Genomic DNA, 24825 nt, shown 5'->3' on the forward strand with positions numbered 1-24825 from the left:
ACTATGAGGGAGCAGATGAAACCGAGAGCTATTGTTTTGTCAGGAATGGTCTGCTCAGGAAAGTCGACTCTCGCAAGTCTCCTTCAGAAAAAAGCCCACGCCACACTTTTCAAATCGAGAGACCTTATTCGCGAAGCTCGTCCGACAGCAGGCGCAACGCGCACTGCCGTTAGGAGAGCTGCAAACGACTTGGACTCTGAGACTGAGGGGCGTTGGATTTCGCTTTCGCTGAATAGGAAAAAAATGAGCGATGAATCGCTCACTCTTGTTGTCGTCGATGCAGTTAGAACAATTGACCAAGTCAGGTTTTTGAGGCAGAGCGGTTGGGCCGTCACGCACGTCCATCTACATGCAAGTGAGGCCGGTTTGGCGCAACGCCATGCGGCACGGCCTCTGAATGAGCGAGAATTTTCCTTCAACGTCGAATCCAAGCATTGGGGTGAAAAGGACAATCAGGCGTTGTCCGATATCGCCGACGTCGTTATCGATACGGACCGCTGCCGGCAAGACGACGTCTTCGCCCGGGTGCTTGCGCGGATTGAAGTTCGACCTGTGACCGGTATGCCGAACGTCGATATTCTGGTTGGTGGTCAATATGGCAGCGAAGGCAAGGGGAACATTGCCCACTATCTTGCTCCAGAGTACGACGTACTCGTACGAGTGGGTGGACCGAATGCGGGTCACAAGGTGTACCGGCCAGGACAGGACCCGTATACATTTCGTCAGCTGCCTTCCGGCGCGCTGGGGAACAGGGACGCAACTTTGGTTGTTGGGGCTGGGGCGGTCATCAGCCTAGATACGTTGCTGCGAGAGATTGGTGACCTCGCTCTTTCCTACGACAAGTTGCTCATCGACCCCCAGGCGATGATTATCGATAAGTCTGATATCACTTGGGAAGAAGCCTATCTGAAGGCTGCAATCGGTTCCACGGCTCAGGGCATTGGTTCTGCGACTGCGAGAAAAATTCTTTACCGCAAGCCTGATTCCGAAGTTCGGCTCGCTCAACATGTTCCGGAACTAAAGCATTACATCCATGACACCATAGAGTTTTTTGCCTCTTGTCTTTCATCGGGGAAGAAAGTGATGCTCGAAGGCACTCAGGGAACCTCTCTGAGTTTGCACCATGGACACTATCCTCACGTCACTTCAAGAATGACAACGGCCACGGCCTGCCTCGCTGAGGCCGGCCTTGCAGCGAGACATGTGCGCAGAGTCATCATGGTTTGTCGGACCTACCCAATTCGTGTGGGTATGTCCATCACCGGGCTAACCTCTGGCTACATGAGTCAAGAAACTTCGTTTGAAGAAATTGCGAAGCGCTCTGGCATCGAGCCTACTGAGCTTGTTAAGAACGAGGTTGGTTCTGTTTCCAATCGTCCGCGACGCGTCGCGGAGTTTGACTGGGCACAACTGCGACGGTCCATGCTGTTGAACGGACCTACCGACATAGTCCTGACTTTTGCGGACTACTTCGATGTCAAGAATAGAGATGCCTTCAGGTACGAACAGCTCAATTCCGAAACTTTGCGATTCATCGAAGAAATCGAAAAAATGTCTGGCATACCCGTTTCTATGATTTCAACGGCATTCAATGAGAGAAACATCATTGACCGTCGGATGTGGTGAAAAAAAACAAAAAGGAGACACTATTTTGGAACTCGAAAAACTGGTGACCCGGTATCCTCGTGTTTTCCACATGGCTGAGCGCGGAACCTGGCCGAGCATACGGGAAAGAGGTTTGTACAGCGCATCCGGCGTGTTAGACATCTTCAAAATGATTGGACCTCCACGCTTTGCAATTGAGAGTGAGCATCGTCCCGAGAAAATTGCCGTCGGAGAAGGCGCGCAAGGAATCGTCCTTCGAGACCAGAAGCCAATGGAGGCCGGACGACTTTCGAAGGCGCTATTAGGCGGCGTTACGACAAGACAGTGGTACGAGACCATCAACTCCAAAGTGTTCTTCTGGGCAGAGGAGAAGCGGCTGTTGGGACTGCTAAACGCACGCGCCTACCGCAACCTTGAACACGATGTGCTGACCTTGGATACAGCATCATTGCTGGCGGAGTACCACAGGAGTACATGGCTTTGCCACATGAACTCAGGAAATACTTTTCCGGTGCCGCATCCGCGCGACTTAAGTGCGTTTAAGCGAATACCGGACTATCCAGCCAAAGCGAACGGAAATCCAGAAAAAGAAGTTGTTGAGCTGGTCATTGACTACCATGTGCCCAACATTGCGCAACACGTTATCGCCGTCCGGCGAATGAAAGGTGCGGCCGTGCTATCGGATATTCCCTTTCAGTGAATGCGGTCTGTTATCGAAGCTCCGGCTCGTCAATTCATAGGATGTACACATGGCAAAGTTGGTGCTCTTGCTAAGTGGTCCGATTGCCTGTGGCAAGTCTGAACTTGCGAAAGCGTTGGTCGACAAACACCATTTCCAGGCTATCAGGTCTGGGGCGTACCTGCAGCGGCTGGCGGCAGAGAGCAATATCGAAGTTAGTCGAAGAGCCCTTCAAAAGATTGGTGATGACTTAGATGAGGCGACTAATTTCGATTGGATTGTAGAAAGAGTCGCCGGGCCACTAATAGCGTCGAATGAACAGCATGATTTCTGGCTCATGGATTCGGTGCGAAAAGAGCGCCAAGTAGAACATTTCCGACACCGGTACGGTGACAAAGTCCTTCATGTGCATTTGTCTGTGCCAGAAGAACACTTAAAGGCAAGGTACGACGTTAGAAGATTAACTCCAGAGAGTTTTGAATGCTTGACTTCCTACGAAGATGCGGTTCGACATCCAAATGAGGTTGCTTCACGAGCACTGATTTCAGTTGCGGACATCGTGCTCAACGAACTTGATGCACAGAAACTTCTTCAGCATGTGGTTCAACAAATTTCTTTTAAACTGGGGGCGTAGTCCGCTGCAGCAACGTTTGGTTGGTGAGGCCTACGGTATTTTCTCAAGAGCATTCAATGCGATAGGACCGACGTTGAAGTCGCCTAGTTCTCTACTGGTTGAGCACCGCACCGTCGGTTCAAGTTCTTCTGTTCCAAGTGCATATTGCCGATTGTCAACGGACCCGTGGCTCACCGCAGCATGCGTGCATAGCAAGTACCAGCAATTTCCCAAGTTTTAAACATGCTCACAATTTGAAAAGCAGGCACATCGCAAGGTCATGAATGTGCACCTCATACGCTCATGCATCCTGCGCCGGCCTGCGATGCATCGACTAGACCGCTCTTCCAGCATCAGACCCACTGCACTCTTCCGCACCTGACGAAGAAGTGCGAACGACAACCCTCACGCAACCACACTGACGGTGCGAGCGTTGGGCTGCCATCCTGCTCCAAGGTGAGTCGCCAAGACGGTTTGACTGCACGAATCAGAGGCAGCTCAACTTTCTGATTGCAACCGCATGGGCAGCGCAGTCCTATGCTCCAGTCTTCGCCATCGTCTCGAAGCAGTACTAAATTCCGCCGTGGCAGTTGCTCAGGAAGGGAGTCACCTTGGACCACAATCAAGGTTCGTTGGGAGCGCAGGCGCTCGCAAAGTCTTCGAAACCAAGTGAACGAAATCATTTGTTGCCCTCGTTGGAAAGTACGGGCAGATTGAGCAGGGGCTCGGCATTCCCCCTGGCTAGGTCGGGTGAGGGGCGGGCCTTGAAATCGCTTTCAACAATATATTCCTCGATGCATTCGGCCAACATGAATCGGGTGCGCGCGTAGCGTGAATTACTTTCGTGGCGGAACGGGAACGCCCGCGCTATGAATTCCATGACCGTTGCGCTGGCCGCACGCATATTGAGAGCAATAACTGACGGCGCTTGCTCTGGAGAGTCTTCGATGTAGCCTCGGTTCACTTGGTCACGATGCGCGGCGGGGTCGGCCTCTGCCAGCGCTTCAGCCTGGAGAGTCGCGGCAGTGAACACGCCTCGGTCAAATAAACTGCTGCCGCCGGGGTAGACATAGTCAACACGACCTGTAACTTCGTCGATAGCCCGCTCGCCGGCCCCGACATCACGTGTTGGAATGACAACCCCGACATCGAACAGTGGTATCAAAAAGGCTGCCGCTAGGCGGTCCGCCACGCTACGACCACGGTGTGTGTCAACACAACAAAATACGACATCTGCATCGGCGGCGGCAAGCACAGCTGTACGCGTTAGTAGGTTCTCGCAAACCGGCTCCGCAAATGCAGTATCACGATACATGTTTGCCCTACCAGCAAAAACAGAGGCCTTGTATAGCTCCTGGTCGGCATCCGACTTGATGGCATTCAGAATTCGATTTAGGTTTTTGAGCTCAACCCTATCGTGGTCGATGAGAATGACTCTACCGAATCCTAAACGGCACACCTGCTCTGCAACGATGGAGCCAGTGCCAGATACGCCGACAATGCAGGCCGTCAACCTAGACAGTTCCGTGGTCATCCCACTGGTAAACGCCACGGGGCGGCAGGAAGGGCGATGGATATCATGACCCCACCAATAATTTAGGTCCGCCGTGGCCACCGAAATCAGGTCTATCGGTTGCACTTCCATTTTTGGTGTGTAGACGCGGCCGAAAATAACGCCATTTGGCAGCATCACCGCAGTGCCATGGATATCTCCGCAAGCTTCAAAGATACAAGGAATGATTTCCTTGTCGCTGTTGTTGTCGACGTCGGAAAATTGTGGATAGCCTCCGGGATGCGAATGAATCAGAACGATGGATAAATTCTCGCTCTGGGCGAGGTCTATCGCCTTTTCAATGTACTCCGAGGGCCACGTCAGCGAAACATCGTCGCGCCGACTGCATTCCTCGTGGGGTACCAGAATAGCTCTTTTGGCAAGCAGCTGGAGGCGCTTACTTGGGGCGCGGGTGCAGACCAAAACTGCAGCTGCTTCGGCCCCGTCACCGGGAAAGAGGTGAGACTTCAACTGCGAGTGGAGTTCGCCGGTGAGGCGCAGTGTGTAGCTGGGCATCATTCTCCGAACTCCCGAGCAAGACTGTGCTCAACCAGGGCCATGTGCGTAACCACGTTGTCGGTATACGGGTCCCAAGGGCTTACCTGATTGCGATGGCGAGACCAGCCTTGGAAAGTCACCCCTTCAATGACGGCGGTCACCTGTGTGCTCGGAATGGGTTGGCCGTCTCCTCTTGCCACGGCCGGTGAAAAATAGAACATATCTATCTGCGCGGTTGGATACTCCTTGGGAATGTCCAAGGCCAACGTGGTCGTTAGTGGCGTGTAGCCTGGCAGAAGTTCGTAGTTTTCGATGACCAACCAGCGCCGCTCGCCGTCGACGATGGTGTTCCAAACCAGACCGAGACCATCCAAGTAACGTTCGTCTGCCTGAAGCAGTTGGAAGCTTCGACGAATCGACATACTTTGTGCTTCACCGTTGTCGACATTGCGGCGCATCAAGCGAATTTTTTCGATGCCGGGCGTGCGCAAGTCGACGACAAAGCTCGGTTCGACCAGCTTTTTCTCCTCCCCGGCAACCAGCAAGAAGATGTTCCAGGCCTTGGTCGGGTCGAATCCGGCATCTTTCATAGCATCGGCCACCAAGACATGCGGCGTGGTGTAGGTGAGATGTACGCCTTGGACGCGCAACTTCCATTTGTGCGGGCCAGTCACTATGCGTTCGATGCCAGTTTTAGCTAGGTCAATCATGTCTGTGGGCTCCAGCGTGACGGACTCGCCGTTGGCCGGTTCCCACATTAGGTCGCGGTCTACCGGAACGTTGACCAACTTGCGAATTGCGGCTGCCGAGATGTGGCGACTGGGCCACTCCAATCGCACCGCGTCTACGGTAAAGAAGTAGGCTCGGTCACCATCGCCGACAATGAATTTTCGGCTCAGCGTCAGATTTGGGGTTTCAGCGGGACGGATACTTTCCAGTTCGCCGGAGGGCAACACTTGCAAAAGCAAGTCTTGCTGGCCTGTTGCGCCGTACGCTGCCAGAATCTGGATTCCTGTCGGGCTAGAGTGAGGGACTGCTACCTCGCGGTAGTCGATGGTTTCGTTCGCGATATGAACGACTTGGAGTTCATTGGGTTGCATAGGTTTCCTTGGCAGGGGAAAAGGCCCCCTTCCTACCCAATGCTCCATTTGTGTCGCCACTTGCCATGAAACGTCAAATTTAGGGTAAAGACTCTAAATTCGGCAAATGTCTAATCTCTTGGAGCATTGGAGGATGCAAGGTGCTTACTGACGACGAAGGTGAAGAAGAGACCGTCTTGCCAGGAGACGAGGTCGCGACAAAGGCTGAAGTTTTCGAAGCGGCCGCGTTGGCGCGCAACGACCATATGAATGTGAGGCTCCTGGTAGCCGCTAGATTTATCCTTGGAAGAACTAGGCAGTCGAAGCGATTGCAGGAGCCTGACGATTTGTTGCAGGATGCAATTGAAGCGGTGTTATCTGGACGACGAAAGTGGATAAAGAACCGAGTGGACTTTCGCGGACTCTTGTTTGGTGTGATGCGCAGTTTGGCATCCAGCCAGGAAAAAAGCTCATCCAAGACGGCGCCCGATATCACGATGGAGCATGAACTTCATTTGGTAGGGGAGGAACAGGAGGCCCCAGTTTTGGAAGACGTGAGCATTGACACCGAGACCCCTGAAGTCGTGCTGCTGAAGAATGAAGAAGAGGCAATGAAGATGGGTGTGTTGGCCATACTTCGAGCACAGTTTGGACCGAAAGACATCCATGGCCGGATTCTCGATGCGATTGGGAATGGTTTTGTTAGCCACATCGACATCTATACGGCACTTGGCATTGATGAAAAGACGTATCGAAATGCCTGGAAGAAGCTTATGCGTGCAGCAGACAACTTCAACCAGAGTGCAAAGGAGTAACCGATGACAACCAATAAAAATGCTGATGAAAATCTGCTGGATGCGCAGCTCGATTTCATCATGAATGCTCCAGACGACCAGTTCGAAGAATTCCTGTCAGAAACCGCTGCTAACAAGGCAGAGATGACAAGAAAGATGACTGAGGTATTCGATAGGGCTATCGACAACATCGGGAACGCAAGTCAAGCTGCCGAGGCGCTGGCAAGCTTGACACCCGGGCAGCAGGTGGTCATTTGCCAAAATTTAAAGATTCGCCGCAATGTGCTTAGTGCTTTACGCGAGCACAGGGCTGTAGTTTCGTCGATACCGAGACGGTTTCTACGTCAGCTTGCGGAAGAGCTTGGACAAACAATGCAAGCCATGGGTGACGCGTTTCAGCTTACGCCACCAGCTCGCATTGCCAGTCAACACAAATCTGACAGCAAGCCTGTTGCCGAGCCACCACGCGTGACCTTTGAGCAACTGCTTCGGGATGCCGCCATGAGCGACGACGAGGTGCGGGAGCTCATGCGCTACGACGACTAATGGACGCCATAGAAATCGCGCGGCAGACCGCGGCGCGTCTGCATGCAGATGCAGTCGCCCGCGGCTTGAATCCTTTCAAGCCCTACGACTTTGTCGTTCAGGAGGCGCGATATCAAGGCTACACGGTTGAGGATATGTTGCCTGGCTCGAACATGCTGGATGGCGGGCGAGCCAAAATTTTACCGAGTGAAGAACTCATTCTTCACGAAATGAAGGGTTCGCTATTCGAGCGCGCTCTGCTGATTGCACATGAACTAGGCCACGCCAAGCTTGGAGACGCAGACGATGCGACGCCAGCGAAAGACGTCGATTTCGCCCGCCCAGCCGAGCCCACTCCCGTTGGAGAAGAGCGGGTAGTCGACTATGGCCGCCGGCAGCGCCGTGAGATTCAGATGGACCTGTTCGCGAGAGAGTTGCTGCTTCCTCGCCCTATGGTTCGCAGTCTTCATCTTTCGGATGGTCTATCTGCGGTAGCAATCGCTGAAAAATTTGACGCCCCGTACGCTGTAGTTGCTCAGCAGCTACTTGATGCGCTGTTGTTACCTGACGTCGAACTCCTGCCCGTCCGAGAGCAACCCGAACGCCCGCTGAACAAAGAGCAGCAGGCTGCAGCTGCACATCGAGGTGCGCCATATTTATTAGGCGCTGGCCCTGGTACTGGAAAAACCCAAACCTTGGTTTCTCGTGTGCAGGGACTGTTAGATGAAGGAGTTGACCCTCGCCGCATCCTACTGCTGACATTTTCCAATAAGGCCGCTGGGGAGATGGCCGAGCGTATCGCCCGAAAGCGTCCCGAAGCTGGCGCGGCGTTGTGGATTGGCACTTTCCACGCCTTTGGTCTCGACCTGATTCGGCGGTTTCACACCGAGATTGGGTTCCCCATGGACCCGCGGCTGATTGACCGAACCGAAGCTGTGGAACTCCTCGAAGCGGAGTTTCCAAAACTCAGACTCGTGCACTATCAAAATCTCTACGACCCTACGCAAGTCATCTATGATTTATTGTCTGGAATTTCACGCGCCAAGGATGAAATTGTTGGTCCTGAGACGTACGAACGGTTAGGCCAAGAAATGCTCCGAAAGGCGACTTCCGCCGAAGAGACCGAAGCCGCTGAAAAGGTCTTGGAAGTGTCTAAGGTCTACTTTGCTTACGAGGCGCTAAAGCGCGAACGAAACTGCGTGGATTTCGGTGACTTGGTGTGGTTGCCCGTGATGTTGCTGGAATCAAACGAGGCTATTCGGAAGCAGCTTGAGGAAACATACGACCACGTCCTTGTTGATGAATACCAGGACGTCAACCGAAGCAGCGTGAGGTTAATCTCTGCGTTACGCAGCACGGGAAAGAATCTGTGGGTTGTGGGAGACGCCAAACAATCTATTTATCGCTTCCGCGGTGCCTCATCGTTTAACGTGTCGCGCTTTGGCAAAGAGGACTTTGTCGGTGGACAGGTGAGCAGGCTAAAAATCAACTATCGCACGCTCTCGCCCATCGTGGAGGCATATTCCAATTTCGCCCACGGCATGAGAGTTGGGGGCGCAGATGCGGCCCTGGAGACGAGCCGCAAAGAACCTGGTTCTCACCCTGAGTTGCTCGTTGCTCCAGGGGCGGAGGAGCAAACCGTCGTTTTGGCAGAAAACATTGAAGTACTGAAGGTAAGCGGAGTCCGCTATCGTGACCAAGTCGTTCTTTGCACAGGCAACGAGAAGTTATCCGACCTAGGACAAGACCTCGAGCGACTTGGAATCCCAGTTCTCTTTTTGGGAAATCTGTTCGAGCGACCAGAAGTCAGAAACCTTCTTTCGCTTTTGTCTATTCGCGCAGACCCGCGCGCTATGGGATTGGTTCGAACGGCCTGCTTTGGAAATTTTCAGATGCCACTTTCCGATGTGGCCGCAGTGCTGACTCATTTGCGCGGTATAGAAGCGCCAATAGACGGGGTGCTAGACGCGTCGGTGGTAATCGCTGGTTTGAGCGAGGAAGGTGCCCAAGCCCTTGCTCGGTTACGAGCGGTATTTCATGGGTTTGGTCCTGACTCTCAACCATGGCAAGTTTTAGCGACGCTACTTTTGGACAGAACGCGGATGGCGGCCGATATTTGTAGCGCCGCAAGCGTACGCAGTCGGGCGGAGGGCATCGCCATCTGGCAATTCATGAACTTTCTTCGGTCCCAACCTGCTGGGCCTGGCCTGCCAATACATCGGTTGCTAGACCGTGTTCGAAGGCTTCTACGTCTTGGCGAGGACAGAGATTTGCGTCAGTTGCCATCCGCTGCGCAGAGTATCGACGCGGTGCGGCTCATGACAATCCACGGGTCGAAGGGTCTTGAATTTGATGCCGTTCATTTACCTGGGCTTAACGATGACACATTGCCCGGGTACTGGAAAGGGGCACCGGTATGTCCACCGCCGGAAGGGATGATTCAAGGCGCAACCGGGTCGACTGAGTCCCTTTTGAAGGCAGCTCGCGTAGAAGAGCAGGAATGCCTTTTTTACGTTGCGCAGTCGCGGGCTCGCAATCATCTATTCCTTTATGCAGCCTCCTTGAATAAGGGTGGGAAAAATCGAAAGCTCTCCGAAGATTTTCTTCAAAGAATGGGGCCAAGCCTGCGGCGACGCTCTGTTACTCCAAAACGTGATTTGCCACCTACACCATCGTCTGCGGCCATCCTGATTTCGATATCCGGTGGTATGCGATTTGATGCCTATCAACTTGAGCTCTATGAAAGTTGTCCCCGTCGTTTCTTTTACACGCATCTGCTTCAAACCGGAGGCCGACGCAAGGTCACTCCGTTTATGCAGATGCATGACGCGGTGCGCGCAGTGTCAAAAAAAATCGTAAACGATGAACTCGAGAAATCAGACGCAGCTCTTGTATCTGCCGTGAATCTAGCGCTGGAAGGCGTGGGATTGGGCGACCATGGATATCTTGAGGCTTACCGGGAATTTTCGTTAGCGATGATTCGTTTCTTCGTTGGCCTTCGAAAGGCCCATTCTCCCGAGAAGCCGACAGCGCTTCGGCTCAAATTCGGTGCGGAGGAAATCTACGTGACACCGGATGATGTCCTGATTGCTCCAGATGGAACAAGAACGCTCAGACGTGTAATGACGGGGCACGGTCGGAAGGACGATGAAAAATCGGTGAGTGCAGCGGCTTTTCTGATGGCGGCGCGAGACACGTTCCCGGGGGCGCAGGTTGAAATTGTCTATTTGGCCGACCAAAAGTCACGGACCGTGGTGCTAAAGCCCCAAGAAATAAGCACTAGGAGCGAGAAATTACCCGCGGGTGTGGGGCTACACCTTCAAGCCGGTGAGCTTCTGGTACTGCTACCGCGCGGCGCGGGCAGGCGGTGCCTTGCGCGCGGTGGTGGCCGAAGTGAACAACACCTTTGGCGAGCGCCATTGCTACGTGCTGGACGCCCCGGCCTGGGGGCAGACCGTGACTGCCGACAAAGTGTTCCACGTCAGCCCGTTCTGCGAAGTCAAGGGCAGCTACGCCTTCTGCTTTACCCGCGAGGTAAAAGACGGCCGCACTGTGGTGAGCGCGCGCATTGACCACCACGACGAGCAGGGCCTGCTCATCCACACCCGCCTGACCGGCACGCTGCAGGCGCTGGATGCGCCGGCGCGCCGGCGCGCCCTGTGGCGCTACCCGCTGATGACGCTGGGCGTGTTCTGGCACATCCACCGCGAAGCCTTCACGCTGTGGCGCAAGCGCGTGCCGTTTTTCAGCAAGCCTGCGCCGCCTGCAGAGGCGGCCACCCGCAGCAACCCTGCACAGCCTCCCATTTCCACGCACTGAATGGAATCCACCATGCCCACTGCACTCCCTGCCTTTGCCCGCCTGGCCTTGCCAGCCAACACGCCCTTCACCGCACGCCGTGTGCTGCGCCTGCTGCAGCAGCTGCGCGTGGGTGTGCTGACCATTCAGTTGCCAGACGGCAGCCAGCACCGCTTTGGCCAGGCGCATGAAGACCATGCCGGCTCCACCGCGCTGCACGCCCAGTTGCACCTGCACAACTGGCGGGTGTTCACAGCCGCGCTCAAGAGCGGTGACATCGGTTTTGCCGAGAGCTATATCGATGGCGACTGGTCCACCCCGGACCTGACCGGCCTGCTCACGCTGCTCAGTGCCAACCGCGCTGCGCTGGAGTCCGTGGTGTATGGCACCTGGCTGGGGCGCCTGGTGTACCGCATCAGGCACCTGACCCAGCGCAACACCCGCGCCGGCAGCCGCAAGAATATCCACGCCCACTACGACCTGGGCAACCCGTTTTATCGCCTGTGGCTGGACGAGACCATGAACTACTCCAGTGCGTGGTTCAACGGCGACCGCACGCTGCCGTTGCCGCTGGCGCAGACCGCCAAGGTTTGCCGTGTGCTGGACCAGGTGGGTGTGCAGCCCGGCGACCGCGTGCTGGAAATCGGCTGTGGCTGGGGCGCACTGGCCGAGCAGGCCACGCTGCACTACGGCGCCAGCGTGGTGGGCGTGACGCTGTCTACCGAGCAGCTGCAGTGGGCCGTTGACCGGCTGCAGCGCCAGGGCGTGGCCACAGGGCAGGGCCAGCAGGCGGACCTGCGCCTGCAGGACTACCGCGACATTGCCGACGCGCCGTTTGACGCCATCTGCTCGGTCGAAATGGTGGAAGCGGTGGGACAGGCCTACTGGCCGCAGTACTTCAGCACCGTGGCGCGCCTGCTGAAAGACGGCGGCAAAGCCTGCATTCAAAGCATCGTCATCCGTGACGACCTGTTTGCGCGCTATGTGGGTTCCACCGATTTCATTCAGCAGTACATCTTTCCCGGCGGCTGCCTGCCGTCACCGGCCGAGTTCCGCAAGCAGGCGCAGGCCGCCGGCTTGCGCGTGGTGGATGAACTGGCCTTTGGCGGCGACTACGGTCACACCCTGCACCTGTGGCGCAAGGCCTTCCATGCGCGGCGCGACGAGGTGCTGGCGCTGGGCTTTGATGCCCGCTTCCTGCGCATCTGGGACTTCTACCTGGCCTACTGCGAAGCTGCCTTCACCACCGGCGACATTGAGCTGGTGCAGTTCACGCTGCAAAAGTGATGCTATGAATAGCGTAGCTGTTTGCGCAGTGTTTATGGGTGTTGCAGGCTTGTTTGGTATTAAAAACCCGGCGCAGGCCCAATCGCTGGCCGCGGCTGCCAGCACCGCGCCGGCGGAACTGGCGCAGGTGCAGCCCGCGCTGGCATTGCGGGGACGCAGCACCTTGACGTTCTTCGGCATGGCAATCTACGAGGCCAGTCTGTGGGCGCCCCCGAACTTTGCGCTGGACCGGTTCGAGGCGCACCCGTTTGCCCTGGAGCTGCACTACCGCCGTTCGCTCACGGGCAACCTGATTGCGCAGCGTTCGGTGTACGAGATGCAGCGCCAAAGCGGTTTTGATGCCCGGCGCGCCAGCGAGTGGGAGGCGCGCATGCAGGCCCTGTTCCCCGACGTCAAGGCGGGTGACCGCATTACCGGTATCTACCAGCCCGGGGTCGGCGCGCGTTTTGCCGTCAACGGCAAGGCGGTTGGCGAGGTGCGCGACGCGCTCTTTGCCAGGCTGTTCTTCGGCATCTGGCTCAGCCCCCAGACTTCGGAGCCCGCCATGCGCTGTGCCTTGGCGGCGTGTTCGTGATGGCCACGCAGGCGGCACCCTGGGGTACTGGCGCCGGTGTGCGCTACGGGGCGTTGGGTCTGCCGCTGGCGTTTTGCGCGCTGCCGCTGTATGTGCTCATGCCCCATTTCTACGCCACCCGGTGGGGCGTCTCGCTGGGCGCATTGGGCACCTTGCTGCTGGGCATGCGGCTGCTCGATGCGGTGTTGGACCCCGCCGTGGGCCATTGGGTGGACCGGCTGGCAGCGGGGCCGCGCAAGCGGCTGCTGCGCATGCTGGCCGCCAGCGGTGTGGTGCTGGCACTGGCCTTTGCGGCACTGTTTCACCCGCAGGTCGGGGCGGACCATGCGCTGCTGTGGGCCGGCGCCGCGCTGGCGCTGACCTATCTGGCCTACAGCCTGCTCACCGTGGCCCACCAGAGCTGGGGCGCACGGCTGGGGGGCGACGCGGTGCAGCGCAGCCGCATCGTGGCCTGGCGCGAAGGGCTGGGGCTGGTGGGGGTGGTGCTGGCGTCCGTTGTGCCGGCTCTGTGGGGTGTCACGCCCACGGCGTGGATCATGGCGGCAAGCCTGCTGGTGGGTCTGTGGGCTCTGGCTGGCGCGCCCCGTCCCCTGACCGTTGCGGAGGCAGCCGTGCCGCCGCAACGGGGTGCCGGGCCGCTGCTGGCGCCCTGGAGGGATCACGCGTTTGTGCGCCTGCTGCTGGTGTTTGCCCTCAATGGCATTGCGACGGCGGTGCCCGCCACGCTGGTGCTGTTTTTCATCCAGGACCGGCTGCAAAGCCCGCCGTCGGCGCAAGGCGTCTTTCTGGGGCTGTATTTCATCTGCGGCGCACTGTCCATGCCGCTGTGGCTGCGGGCGGTGGCGCGGCTGGGGTTGGCGCGCAGCTGGTTGCTGGGCATGCTGCTGTCGGTGCTGGCCTTTGCGGGGGCTGCGGCGGTGGGTGCGGGCGACGGGCTGCTGTACGGCGCGGTGTGTGCGCTCTCGGGCCTTGCGCTGGGCAGCGACCTTGCCTTGCCGGCTGCGCTGCTGGCGGGCATTGCGGCGCGGAGCACGCACACCCACGGCGTGTACTTTGGCTGGTGGAACTTTGCCTCCAAGCTCAACCTGGCCCTGGCTGCCGGGCTGACCCTGCCACTGCTGGGCTGGCTGGGGTACACCCCCGGCGCACGGGATGCCCACAGCCTGCAGGCACTGACGCTGGTGTATTGCCTGCTGCCCTGCCTGCTCAAGCTGCTGGCCGCGGGCGCGCTGTACCGGTTTTTTATTCCAACACAACGGGGGAAGTCGTATGCAACGTAGAACATGGATGGCCGCAGGGGTGAAATGCATGAGCGCATTGGCGCTGGGCACGCTCGTGGCGCTGGGTGGCTGCAGCGCGCCCAAGGTGACCGATTACGCCGCACAGCGTCCGCTGCTGGACCTGCGCGACTACTTCAACGGCACGGTCGATGCCTATGGTGTCTTCACTGACCGCAGCGGCGCCGTGGTCAAGCGCTTCACCGTGGTGATGGACTGCCGTTGGAACGGCAATGAAGGCGTGCTGGACGAAGCCTTCAGCTACTCGGACGGAACGAAGCAGCGCCGCGTCTGGCGGCTGACGGCACTCGCGGACGGCCGCTTCGTCGGCCGCGCGGACGATGTTGTCGGCCAGGCGCAGGGCCAGCAAAGCGGCAATGCGTTCCAGTGGGCCTACACCTTGTCCTTGCCGGTGGACGGCCGTGTGATCGACGTGCAGTTCGACGACTGGATGTACCTGGTGGACGAGCGCGTCATGCTCAACCGCGCGGCCATGTCCAAGTTTGGCGTGCACCTGGGGGATGTGACCCTGAGCTTTTTCAAGAGGAAAACATGAATCGAGGGACCGCCAATATTGCGCAGACAGCTATGAAAAAGGTAGCAAATCCATGGCGCTGAACCCCCGCATGGCGCAATGGGCCGGCAAGCGGGTGTGGCTGGTGGGCGCGTCCAGCGGCATCGGGCGCGCCACGGCCAGTGCCCTGCATGCGCAGGGTGCCACGGTCATTGTGTCGGCACGCAAGGCACAGGCACTCCATGCCTTTGTGGTCACGCATCCCGGTGCGCAGGCGCTCCCGCTGGATGTGACCGACCGGGCCGCGGTGCACGCGGCGGCGGCGGTGGTGGCGCAGGGCGGCGGCATGGACTGTGTGGTGTACTGCGCCGGCCATTACGCCGCACAGCGGGCCGTTGCGCTGGACCTGGGCGATCTGCTGCGCCACGTGGAGGTGAACTACGTGGGCGTCCTCCACCTGCTCGATGCGGTGCTGCCGCACCTGTTGGCGCAGCCCGCGCAGCGGCGCGGCCACATCAGTCTGGTGGGCAGCGTGGCGGGTTACCGGGGTTTGCCCAATGGCCTGGCCTACGGTCCCACCAAGGCCGCGCTCATCAACCTGGCCGAGACGCTGTACACCGACCTGCGTGCCCATGGTGTGGGCGTGTCCATCATCAACCCGGGCTTTGTGGAAACACCGCTCACAGAACAAAACCAGTTCAGGATGCCGGCGCTGATCACCCCGCAAGTGGCTGCGCAAGAGATCCTGCGCGGCTGGGCACGCGGCGCGTTCGAAATCCACTTTCCGCGGCGCTTCACCTGGGCCATGAAACTGCTGGAGTTGTTGCCTTATCCGGCGTTCTTTGCCATCATGCGCCGCCTGAGCAATCCATGAAAAGCGCCTGACCCCCATGACCCCATCCGAGACCCCGCAAGGCCACAACGACTACCGCGCCGCGGTGGAGCGCATCGTGCAGACGTTTGAGAGCATCAGCCCAGACACCGTGTCGGGCCTGGACACCATCTACGCGCCGCGTGCCCGTTTCAAGGACCCGTTCAACGCGGTACGCGGGTTGCCCGACATCCAGCGCATCTTTGCCCACATGTTCGTGGCGCTGGAGGCGCCGCGCTTTGTGGTCACGCGGTGCATCCAGGAGGGGGCGCACTGCTTTCTGGCCTGGGAATTCCGTTTCCGTTTTCGCCGCTTCGACACGCAGACCGAGCAGTGCATCCTGGGCGGTTCGCACCTGCAGCTGGCGCCCGACGGCCGCATTCTGGACCACCGGGACTACTGGGACGCCGCCGAAGAACTGTACGAGAAGCTGCCCGTGGTCGGGGCGCTGATGCGCTGGCTCAAGCGGCGGGCCAATAGCTGACGCGTTCGCCCCGGTGGAGGGCGCCAGACGGCAGAACCTCAGCGTGCGGCAAGCCAATCGCTGGTGGACTTGCTGAAGAGCCGCGTGATGACAAAAACATCCATGGGCGCCTTGATCAGCATGTGCCACAGGTCATTGTGGGTCAGGCCGTTGGCGTCGAATGCCAGCAGGGCGTAAAAAAGGACCACCAGCGCGACGGCGGCATACCGGACCCAATGGCCCTTCAACGGCAGCAGCTTGATCAACACGATGTCGCCGGCAAAGATGCCGAATCGCAGCATCGGATCAAGTTTCGACGGGGAGACCAACAGCTCGTCGATCGCGAACCCCATGCTCAAGAGCAGGCTGGCCCACATGGCGTAGACCGCCAGAACCACGTCGGCCGGAACAAGCAAAGGGGCGCGGGGCGGTTTGGCGTGCTGGGTCAAGATGGATCTCGCTAGGTAAAGTCCAAGTGCAGATTCGGTGTCCGCATGGCCTTGGTCGGGGAATAGACATGGATGCGGAGCATACGGCGTTTCACCCATGTGCCGAACAGGAAGGCGCTGGCTCAGGCAGCGACTTGCTCGGCCAGGACACTGCCGCTGGCCTGCGCCCGACGTTCCAGCAACACGGCACCCTGCGCCTGGGCGCAGGTCTGGGCCCGCTGGATCCACATGCGGGCGGCATCGACGTCGCCCCCCAGGTGCAGCAGGCATTCGCCCTTGAGCCGGTACAGATCCGCTTCGAAGTGGCGCGCGTGGGTGTCCTCCATGATCTGCAGCCCTTCGTCCACCACCTGCATCAGTTCGGTGTATTGCCCCAGCCGGACATAGGCGTCGGCCTGGATTTCCAGAAAGAACATGACGGCGCCACTGAAGATGTTCGCGCGGATGGCGTCAATCGTCGCAGCAATGCGCGCCCCGCCCTGAAGGTCCCCCCGGGCCGCTTGGACCCAGCCTGCCAGCAACTCGGCGCTGGCTTGCCAGAACGGGAAACCATGGCGTGCCGCCAGCATGCTGAGCTGTTCGCTGCAGGCTGCGACCTGCGCCGGGTTGTCCAGCATGCGGTAGAGCACCCCGGCACAGCTGTAGGCAAAACCCAGGGTGTGCGAGTGAGCGGTGCAGCTGGCGATCGTCAGCGCCTCCGTGGCGGCCTGCTGGCTGGCAGCGGGTTGCCCCAGCGCCCACAGCGACCAGGCTTCAAAAAACAGGGCCGAGGCCATCACGTTTTCGCCAAACAGGGCCAGCAGTGTGGAGTCCAGTGCCGGCGTGTAGTGTCTGCGTGCTTCCTGCACGTGGATACAGGCCTGGGCGAAGTGCCCCAGCGTGTAGGCCGAATTGGCGCAGGCGTAGCGGGCGGCGATGCGCCACTCGGCGTGGCCTTCGCGGTCGGCCAGTTGCAGCAGCTGTTCGGCCATGGCCATGGAGTCGCTGTGGTGCGTGCGCGAGCTGGATCCCAGGTACAGCCCCCAGCTTGAACGGAACTGGGCCAGCGTGTCACCGCTCTTCTGGCCCAGCACCATGGCGCGGGTATAGGCCTGGGCGGCTTCGGATGATCCGTAGCCCCGGCTGGCGAGCAGGACGTTGCCCAGTTCCATCTGCACCCGCAGTTCCATGCCGTCCCGCGTGGGCGTGGCGTCCAGGGTGTCCAGGGTATTGAGTGCCTGCTGGAAGTGGTCCAGTGCCTCGGTGGTGGCGCAGCGCAGCGCGGCCTCGGTGCCCGCCCGCAGCCACCAGGTGACGGCTTCCACGGGCATTTCGGCGCCCCGGAAGTGGCGTGCCAGCAGCTCAGGTGCCTCGGTACCGGCTTGTGCGCCCGCCAGCAGGGCTTGCGCGATGCGCTGGTGGGCCTGCCGGCGCGTGGCACGGGTTTGCGACTGGTAGGCCGCCTCCTGTACCAGCGCGTGCTTGAACTGGTAGGTGGGGGGGGCCATCTCCGGCATCCGGTGGGCCAGCCCGGAGGCTTCCAGCCGGGCCAGTGCAGCTTCGCTCGCCTGCGCTGGCAGGTCGCTCACGGCAAGCAGCAGGGAGCGGTCGAATTCACGCCCCATGGTCGCCGCAAACTGGGTCAGCCGTCGGGCATCACCCAGTTGGTCAATGCGGGCCATCAGCAAGTCGTGCAGCGTGCTGGGAATGCGGGTGGCGAGATCCCGCGGCGTGTCGGCATCGGCCACCAGCATATGGGCCATTTCCTCAACGAACAGGGGGACGCCATCGGTGTGCTGAAGGATGTGCTGCAGCACAGCCTGTGTCAGGGGCCGCGACGGGCAAACGCCCTGGGCCAGGGTGTATGCGTCGGCGCCAGACAGTGGCCCCAGGGACAGCATCTGCGCCTGTGCGGTCCAGACGGGCTGAAAGTCTGGCCGTGCGGTCAGCAGCACGCCTACGGTACCCAGGGTGGGGGTCGCAAGCAACCGCTCCAGCAACTCCAGGGTGCTGGGGTCGGCCCAATGCAGGTCCTCTACCAGCAACACCAGCGGCTGCTGGGCCGCCATGCCGCCCAGCAGGGACAGCAGCAGCTGCTGCAATTGCGCGCGCTCCTGTTGTGGTGACTCGGCGAACAGGCCATAGCGTTCTTGCGAGGGCAGGCCCAGCAGGCGGGCGAGCCGGTGGGCCGCATGGTTGTCCGCCTGCGGGTGGGCGCTTCTGAGGTAGTGCTCCAGCCGCTGCATCCGCGTGGCATCGTTGTCGCATGTCGCGAAGTCACAGGCTTGGTGAAGACGCGCGATAAAAGGGTGCAACGCGGTGTGGCCGTACTCGGGGCTGCAGCGCAGTTCCAGCAGACGTTGCGCACCTGGGGGCAGGGATTGGCGCCAGTGCCAGACCAGGCGGGACTTGCCAATGCCGGCCTCGCCGTGCAGCAGCAGTGCACGGACGTGCCGCCCGCTCCGGGTGCTTTGCAAAAACGTCTGCAGCTGCGCCAGCTCGGCTTCCCGCCCGACAAAGGGTGCCAGTTGTTGCGCTGCTTCGAGTCGCGCGCGGGCCTGACTGGGGCCCCGCAGGCGAAACGTTGGCAGCGCCGATGCATGGCGCAACGACGCGCTGTCCAGCGCGTCAAAATGGAAATAGCCTTCGACCAGACGATGGGTGCTGCCGCTGACGGCAACCTCGCCTGGTGCGCACTGCAGACGCAGGCGGATTGCCTGTGCCGAGGTCTCACCCACGGTGTCCGGGGCATGGGGGTCTGCACTGGTGACGATCATCCCGGTGTGCACACCCAATCGTGCCCGCACGGCGGGTCCGCTGTCCTGCGCAATGGCAAGGGCTGTACGCACGGCCAGGACGGCCGCATTTTCCTGGGCCATGGGGTAGCCGAAATAGGCCAGGAAGCCGCCGCCGTGCACCTGCACCAAATGGCCGCCGGCGCGGGTAATGCGGTCCATGGTGTATCGCTGGGGCTCGCGCAACTGCTCCGCCCGGTCTTCCGGATCGCTGGCGGTAGCGGTCAGCTCGCAGTACAGCACCGTCACCTGGCGGCGCTCGGGGAGGGCGTCCGGGATCGGCCTGGACGCAGGCACCGCCGTCGGGAGTGGCGCCGGCGTGGGAGACTCTCCGGGGCGCTGGTCGCGCAAAGACCGGTAGAGCCCGCGCGTGGTTTCTTCCGGTTGCACGCCAAGCTCGGCCTGCAACTGCTGTGCAAACGCTTCATAGTGTTGCAGTGCGGCCAGGCTTTGGTTGGTAGCTACGTACAGCTCCATGACACGGCGTTGCGCGGGTTCATCCCAGGGTTCCAACGCCACATGGCGGCGGGCAAATGCCAGCGCGCGTTGCGGATGGCCGGTCTGCGTATGGCCTTCGGCCAGCTGTGTCAGAAGCGACAGGGCGTGGCGGTGCAGGGCCTCGCGCTGGAACTGGCGCCAGTCTTCAAATTCCGGGCAATCCGGCAGCGTGAGGCCGGCCAGAAACTCGCCCTGGTAGAGCGCGATGGCGCGCTCAAGCTGCTCCAGCCGGGTGGGCAGGTCTGGGGTGTTGGCGCTGTCGTGCAGCTCTTCTGCGGTGAAGGCGGTGACGTCCAGGGCCAGCGCGCAGTCCGGGTTGAAGCGCACGGCATCCCGTTCGACGAGGAGGCAGGGAGTGGGCGCCTGGGCATCCCCCAGCACGGTACGCAGATTGGCCAGAACCTGGCGCAGATTGGCGCGCGGCCCGGCGGACTCCGGCCAGAACAGGGTCGCCAGTTGGTCACGCGGGTGCCAGCGGCGTTCCATGGCCAGGTACGCCAACAGGGCGCGTCCTTTCTCATAGGCCAGGCCCGGTGCCGCCTGGCCGAGCAGCTCCAGTCGCCAGCCGCCCAGCAGGCTGAGTTGCAGTGGCGCAGCGCTGCTTGGTCTATTGCGTTCTTGTGACGGTCGCTTCATACGATGGACTGGCAGCAATGGTGGAACTGGCCGCCAACGGGCGCAAGCATACAAGTGCAGGGCGCCCCCGTCCCAAAACGGACGCGGCGGACCAGGAATCCAGGCCACTGTCACGGCCGTGCGCAACATCAAATTCAGGGAGCAATGCAATGCAGTCAACGTGCGCAACGGTGCGGTCGCGTGTCAAAAAAGGGGTGTGTAGCGGCGTGGGCAAGCTGCTCATGGTGGTTTTTTGCTTGCTGGCCTACGGGCAAGCATCTGCGACTTGTAACATCAGTTTCACCGCCGCAGCCGGCGGAACGGTAACGTTCGAAGCAGCAAACTCGCAATTTGCCGGACAGCCCGCAAGGTATAAATTTTTATTTTCCCCCTCAGACAATACTGCTTGCGGGGACGCGAATTTATTCGGGATAAACGACGTGAATGGCATCGCAACGGCGATGAACGATGAAGGTGTGGTCACGAATACCAGCAAATATATCAGCAGCACCAAAGGTTCGGGAAATGTGATTATCCATTCGGTGAACAATAGTGGTTCAAATGACTTCAGTGGTTTCTACTACACCATTCCTACCGGATTATCGAATACAACAGACACATTTTTCTTTGTCGATGGCAACGCTACCGGTACCAGTACGGTAACGGTCACCATCCCTGCGCAGACCAGTGCACCCGGCGCGCCAACCATAGGCACGGCCACGGCCGGCAACACCACGGCATCGGTCGCCTTCACGGCACCCGCATCCGATGGCGGCAGCGCAATCACTGGTTATACCGTGACGTCCAGCCCCGGCAACATCACCGGCACCGGTACATCCAGCCCAATAAGCGTGACAGGTTTAACAAATGGTGTGTCTTATACCTTCACCGTCACCGCAACTAACGCGATTGGTACCGGTACCGCCTCTGCGGCGTCGAATGCGGTGACACCGAAAGCACCGCAAACCATTACCTTTACGAATCCCGGTGCGAAAAATTTCGGCACCAGCCCAACCATCACGGCAACGGCGTCCTCCGGTCTGACACCAACGTTCAGTTCAACAACAACCGGCATCTGTACGATTACTTCCGGTGGCGTCCTGACGTTTGTCACCACGGGCAACTGTACGATTAATGCCGACCAGGCGGGTAATGCCGTCTATCAGGCCGCAACGACGGTCGGTCAGACTTTTGCCGTGAATGCTGTCGTGCCAGATGCACCAAGCAGCCCGGTTGGTACCGCTGGTAGCGGCCAAGTCACCGTGGCGTTTACTGCTCCGGTATCGAATGGCGGCAGCAGCATTACCGGCTATACCGTGACGGCCAGCCCCGGTGGCTTCACTGGCTCTGGTGCGGCCAGCCCGATTATCGTAGCGGGTCTTGCCAATGGTACGGCTTACACCTTCACGGTAACTGCAACAAATTCTGCGGGTACCAGTTCCGCATCGTCAGCCTCGGCTGCAGTGACGCCGAAATCTGCACAAACGATCACCTTTACGAATCCCGGCGCGAAAAATTTCGGCACCAGCCCGACCTTGACGGCCACAGCTTCGTCTGGCCTGACACCCACGTTCACCTCAGTCACGACAGGCATCTGTACGATCACTTCCGGTGGGGTGCTGACGTTTGTCACCGCGGGCAACTGTACGATTACTGCCGATCAGGCAGGCAACGGAACCTACCTGGCAGCAACTACGGTCGGGCAGACTTTTGCCGTGAATGCCGTCGTGCCAGGCGCACCAACCAGTCCTGTCGGCACCGCAGGCAGCGGCCAGGTCAGCGTGGCATTCACTGCTCCGGTATCGAACGGCGGCAGCAGCATTACCGGCTATACCGTGACTTCCAGCCCCGGTGGCTTCACCGGCTCCGGTTCTGCCAGCCCGATTATGGTAGCGGGTCTTGCGAACGGTACGGCCTACACCTTCACGGTGACTGCGACAAACTCTGCCGGTACGGGCAGTGCGTCGTCCGCTTCTGCAGCGGTCACGCCCAAGTCAGCGCAAGCCATTACCTTCAACAACCCTGGCGCGCAAACTTACGGCACGTCTCCGACCTTGGTGGCAATGGCCAGTTCCGGCTTGGTGCCGACGTTTACCTCCGTGACTCCCGGTGTCTGCACGGTGACCTCTGCGGGTGTATTGACCTTTGTTTCGTCTGGTACATGTAGCATCAACGCCGACCAGTCGGGTAACGTAACCTATCTGGCGGCCACAACGGTCACGCAAACGTTCTCCGTCAGCGAGGCCGTTGGCGTGCTGACGTTTGCAACACCCAGTGCGGCATCCGTAACGATGGGATCCAGTCTCACAAACGTTGCGGCCTCGACGCTGGTTGGCGGCAGCTACGGCGCCATCAGTTACAGCAGTTCCAATACCGCGGTGGCAACGGTAAGTGCCAGTGGCGTGGTCACGCCCGTCAGTGCAGGGACCAGCACAATCACCGCGACGCAAGCGGCAGTGGTCGGTGTCAATGCCCAGGCGACGCAAAGCTACCTGTTGACGGTAGGCAAGAATGCCCAGGCGGCGCTCACCGTTACCAGTGATAAGACCGGCGTGACCAAGGTGACAGGCACCGCCACGCTGACCACTGCAGGCGGCTCAGGTACCGGTGCGATCAGCTATGCGGTCACAACCGGAAGTTGCTCGGTCACTGGTAGTGTTCTCAGTGCTGGCAGCATTGCCGAAACCTGCGTGGTCACGGCAACCAAGGCCGCCGATGCGAGCTACAGCGCAGCAACCGCAACGGTCAGCGTTCAGGTCCTGAACCAGGCTGTGTCAACGGTCACCTTGGCGAGTTCTTCGCTCAATCCCATGGTGGGGCAGAGTGTCAATCTGACAGCAACGCTCACTCCTTCCACCGCAACGGGAACCGCCAGTTTCAAGGATGGCGCGACTGTTATTGGAAGCGCCAGTATCAGCGGTGGCGTTGCCAGCGTCGTGACTTCTGCCCTTGCGGTTGGCAGCCACAATCTGACCGTGGTGTATTCAGGCGATGCAGGCACAGCCGGCTCCACCAGTGGGGTGGTTGTTGTGAGTGTGAATGTGCGACCGGACCCCGCCAACAATCCTGTTGTGGCACAAAACGTCGTCTACCAGGCGGCCACCGCGCAACGCTTTACCGTGGCCCAGATGAGCAACATCTACAACCATGTGCAAATCTTGCACAGCGACTTCAGCATCCGTAACCGTTTTGGTGCCAGTTTTACCGCACCCAACCTGGACACGCTGCGGATGGCCGGTGCAAAAATCCTCGACGACTTGGGCGGAGCCCAAGACCGGAATGTTCTCCCGGCAGAAGAACAGAAATTGAAGACGACGGAATACCAACGCCTTCAAAAGGTCTCATTTGCGCAAGGTGGTGCGGCCTTGCAGAATGAGCAGAATCCTGCAGAAGACGAAGAAGCGGATCACGAGCCCGTCACGAACAGCGCACTGCCTCGCATTGCCGATATGCCCACGGCCTTCTGGACCGCAGGCAACATTGAGGTCGGCTCTGTGGATGGACTAGATGGCTTGCTGACCAAGTTCTCCAGCAGGGGGCTGACGTTTGGCATGGATGTGAAGGTCAGTCCCAAATTGATTGTCGGCGCCTCGGTGGGCTACGCCAGAGACAACGCCACTTTTGATGACGTTGGCAGTGAGAGCAAGGCGCAGCAGTTGTCGGGCTCGCTGTACCTGTCCTACAAACCGGAGAAACACTGGTTTGTGGACGGCGCACTGGGAGTCGGTGACGTCGCATATGACAACCGCCGCTGGGACAGCACCAATAAGGTGTTGCTATCGGGTGACCGCAAAGGAAAGGTTGTATACGGCTCCCTGAGCCTGACACGCGAAATGACGCTGCAAAAGGTTCGGGTGTCTCCATTTGGCCGCGCGGATGTTGTCAATGTGAAGCTGGACAGCTACTCCGAGCAAGGCAGCGCCTTGGCGTTGACCTACAACGATAGCAGCTTTACCAGTACCAGCTTCACGGGTGGCCTGGATATTTCCAGGGACTATGTCTTTGCTGGCGGCCAGTTGACGCCGTCATTCAAGCTGCAGTTCTCAAGCAGTGCCAGCAGTGATGTCGTTCAATCCATGTACTACACGGATTCGGGTGCCGGTGGATCGATTTACAACGCGATCGTGACAGGTATGCCGAACGATATGCAGTCTTTGGGGCTGGGATTGAGTTTCAGGAACCGTCGCGGCTTGCAGGCCAACGTTGCGTGGTTGGGGACCATGGGTGCCAACGCCTATCGCGCCAACAGTCTGAGAATGACTTTGCGCTACGGTTTCTGACGGCATCGATGGCGTGTGTGGGGTTCACCCCTGCCGGGTGGGCAGATGCGCTGGCTTGCGCGGCGCATACGGGTTGGGGT

18 protein-coding genes and 1 pseudogene are annotated in these 24825 nt (G+C 59.5%); 14 read left to right on the forward strand and 5 right to left on the reverse strand.

The genetic code is table 11. The features are described from left to right. Window positions 1-15 precede the first annotated feature (15 nt). From AC1Q5W_RS13505 to AC1Q5W_RS13515, 3 genes are read left to right on the forward strand one after another with little or no spacing between them, the layout of a single operon-like run. A complete protein-coding gene (locus tag AC1Q5W_RS13505; protein ID WP_492645126.1) occupies window positions 16-1626 on the forward strand; it encodes an adenylosuccinate synthetase in 1611 nt (536 codons plus the stop codon). A 25-nt stretch (window positions 1627-1651) separates the two neighbouring features. Then, a complete protein-coding gene (locus AC1Q5W_RS13510) occupies window positions 1652-2305 on the forward strand; it encodes a DUF7002 family protein (protein WP_492645127.1) in 654 nt (217 codons plus the stop codon). A 49-nt stretch (window positions 2306-2354) separates the two neighbouring features. Further along, window positions 2355-2918, forward strand: coding sequence for an AAA family ATPase (locus AC1Q5W_RS13515; protein WP_492645128.1), 564 nt, complete (start codon window positions 2355-2357; stop codon window positions 2916-2918). A 332-nt stretch (window positions 2919-3250) separates the two neighbouring features. Here AC1Q5W_RS13515 and AC1Q5W_RS13520 read toward each other — a convergent pair whose 3' ends face one another. Genes AC1Q5W_RS13520 through AC1Q5W_RS13530 form a run of 3 tightly spaced genes read right to left on the reverse strand, consistent with a single transcriptional unit; the run spans window position 3251 to window position 6047 of the window. After that, window positions 3251-3580: a ubiquitination-like system serine protease family protein gene (locus AC1Q5W_RS13520; RefSeq protein WP_492645129.1), complete on the reverse strand. Its 330-nt coding sequence runs from the start codon at window positions 3578-3580 to the stop codon at window positions 3251-3253. Then, the gene (locus tag AC1Q5W_RS13525; protein WP_492645130.1) at window positions 3577-4968 is read right to left on the reverse strand and encodes a ThiF family adenylyltransferase; all 1392 of its coding nucleotides are present in this window, start codon (window positions 4966-4968) and stop codon (window positions 3577-3579) included. The genes AC1Q5W_RS13520 and AC1Q5W_RS13525 overlap by 4 nt, the downstream gene beginning before the upstream one ends. Next, window positions 4965-6047 (reverse strand): multiubiquitin domain-containing protein, encoded by a 1083-nt coding sequence (locus AC1Q5W_RS13530; protein WP_492645131.1) that lies wholly within the window; start codon window positions 6045-6047, stop codon window positions 4965-4967. The genes AC1Q5W_RS13525 and AC1Q5W_RS13530 overlap by 4 nt, the downstream gene beginning before the upstream one ends. 140 nt (window positions 6048-6187) lie before the next feature. On the opposite strand from AC1Q5W_RS13530, the gene AC1Q5W_RS13535 reads away from it, so the two are divergent. The 10 genes and pseudogenes from AC1Q5W_RS13535 (at window position 6188) to AC1Q5W_RS13580 (ending at window position 16150) form a co-directional block, all read left to right on the forward strand. Continuing rightward, on the forward strand, window positions 6188-6841 hold the full coding sequence (locus AC1Q5W_RS13535) for a hypothetical protein (protein WP_492645132.1): 654 nt from the start codon (window positions 6188-6190) through the stop codon (window positions 6839-6841). A gap of 3 nt (window positions 6842-6844) precedes the next feature. Further along, on the forward strand, window positions 6845-7366 hold the full coding sequence (locus tag AC1Q5W_RS13540; protein ID WP_492645133.1) for a hypothetical protein: 522 nt from the start codon (window positions 6845-6847) through the stop codon (window positions 7364-7366). A 209-nt stretch (window positions 7367-7575) separates the two neighbouring features. Next, window positions 7576-10416, forward strand: a pseudogene (locus tag AC1Q5W_RS13545) (ATP-dependent helicase); the annotation flags it as partial. 256 nt (window positions 10417-10672) lie between these two features. Then, a complete protein-coding gene (locus AC1Q5W_RS13550; protein WP_492645134.1) occupies window positions 10673-11164 on the forward strand; it encodes a DUF1365 domain-containing protein in 492 nt (163 codons plus the stop codon). Window positions 11165-11176: 12 nt separating this feature from the next. Further along, complete coding sequence (locus AC1Q5W_RS13555; protein WP_492645135.1) at window positions 11177-12430, forward strand: class I SAM-dependent methyltransferase; 1254 nt, start codon at window positions 11177-11179, stop codon at window positions 12428-12430. Between the two features lie 49 nt (window positions 12431-12479). Next, window positions 12480-13004 (forward strand): chalcone isomerase family protein, encoded by a 525-nt coding sequence (locus AC1Q5W_RS13560; RefSeq protein ID WP_492645136.1) that lies wholly within the window; start codon window positions 12480-12482, stop codon window positions 13002-13004. Continuing rightward, window positions 13004-14284 (forward strand): MFS transporter, encoded by a 1281-nt coding sequence (locus AC1Q5W_RS13565; RefSeq protein ID WP_492645137.1) that lies wholly within the window; start codon window positions 13004-13006, stop codon window positions 14282-14284. Before AC1Q5W_RS13560 ends, AC1Q5W_RS13565 begins: the two co-directional genes overlap by 1 nt. A 28-nt stretch (window positions 14285-14312) precedes the next feature. Then, window positions 14313-14837, forward strand: a complete 525-nt coding sequence (locus AC1Q5W_RS13570; RefSeq protein WP_492645138.1) for a DUF3833 domain-containing protein — start codon at window positions 14313-14315, stop codon at window positions 14835-14837. Window positions 14838-14889: 52 nt separating this feature from the next. Beyond that, entirely contained in the window at window positions 14890-15669 is a 780-nt protein-coding gene (locus AC1Q5W_RS13575) for an SDR family NAD(P)-dependent oxidoreductase (protein WP_492645139.1), read from the forward strand. A 16-nt stretch (window positions 15670-15685) separates the two neighbouring features. Beyond that, on the forward strand, window positions 15686-16150 hold the full coding sequence (locus tag AC1Q5W_RS13580; protein WP_492645140.1) for a nuclear transport factor 2 family protein: 465 nt from the start codon (window positions 15686-15688) through the stop codon (window positions 16148-16150). A gap of 38 nt (window positions 16151-16188) precedes the next feature. Here AC1Q5W_RS13580 and AC1Q5W_RS13585 read toward each other — a convergent pair whose 3' ends face one another. Both AC1Q5W_RS13585 and AC1Q5W_RS13590 read right to left on the reverse strand, forming a co-directional pair. Further along, window positions 16189-16578: a hypothetical protein gene (locus tag AC1Q5W_RS13585; protein WP_492645141.1), complete on the reverse strand. Its 390-nt coding sequence runs from the start codon at window positions 16576-16578 to the stop codon at window positions 16189-16191. 122 nt (window positions 16579-16700) lie between these two features. Next, window positions 16701-20486 (reverse strand): AfsR/SARP family transcriptional regulator, encoded by a 3786-nt coding sequence (locus tag AC1Q5W_RS13590; protein WP_492645142.1) that lies wholly within the window; start codon window positions 20484-20486, stop codon window positions 16701-16703. Between the two features lie 206 nt (window positions 20487-20692). Between AC1Q5W_RS13590 and AC1Q5W_RS13595 the strand changes: the two genes are divergently transcribed. Further along, window positions 20693-24745, forward strand: coding sequence for an autotransporter domain-containing protein (locus AC1Q5W_RS13595; protein WP_492645143.1), 4053 nt, complete (start codon window positions 20693-20695; stop codon window positions 24743-24745). Window positions 24746-24825: the final 80 nt, after the last annotated feature.

The organism is Rhodoferax sp. MLSD5-FHT05B10 (assembly GCF_058793415.1).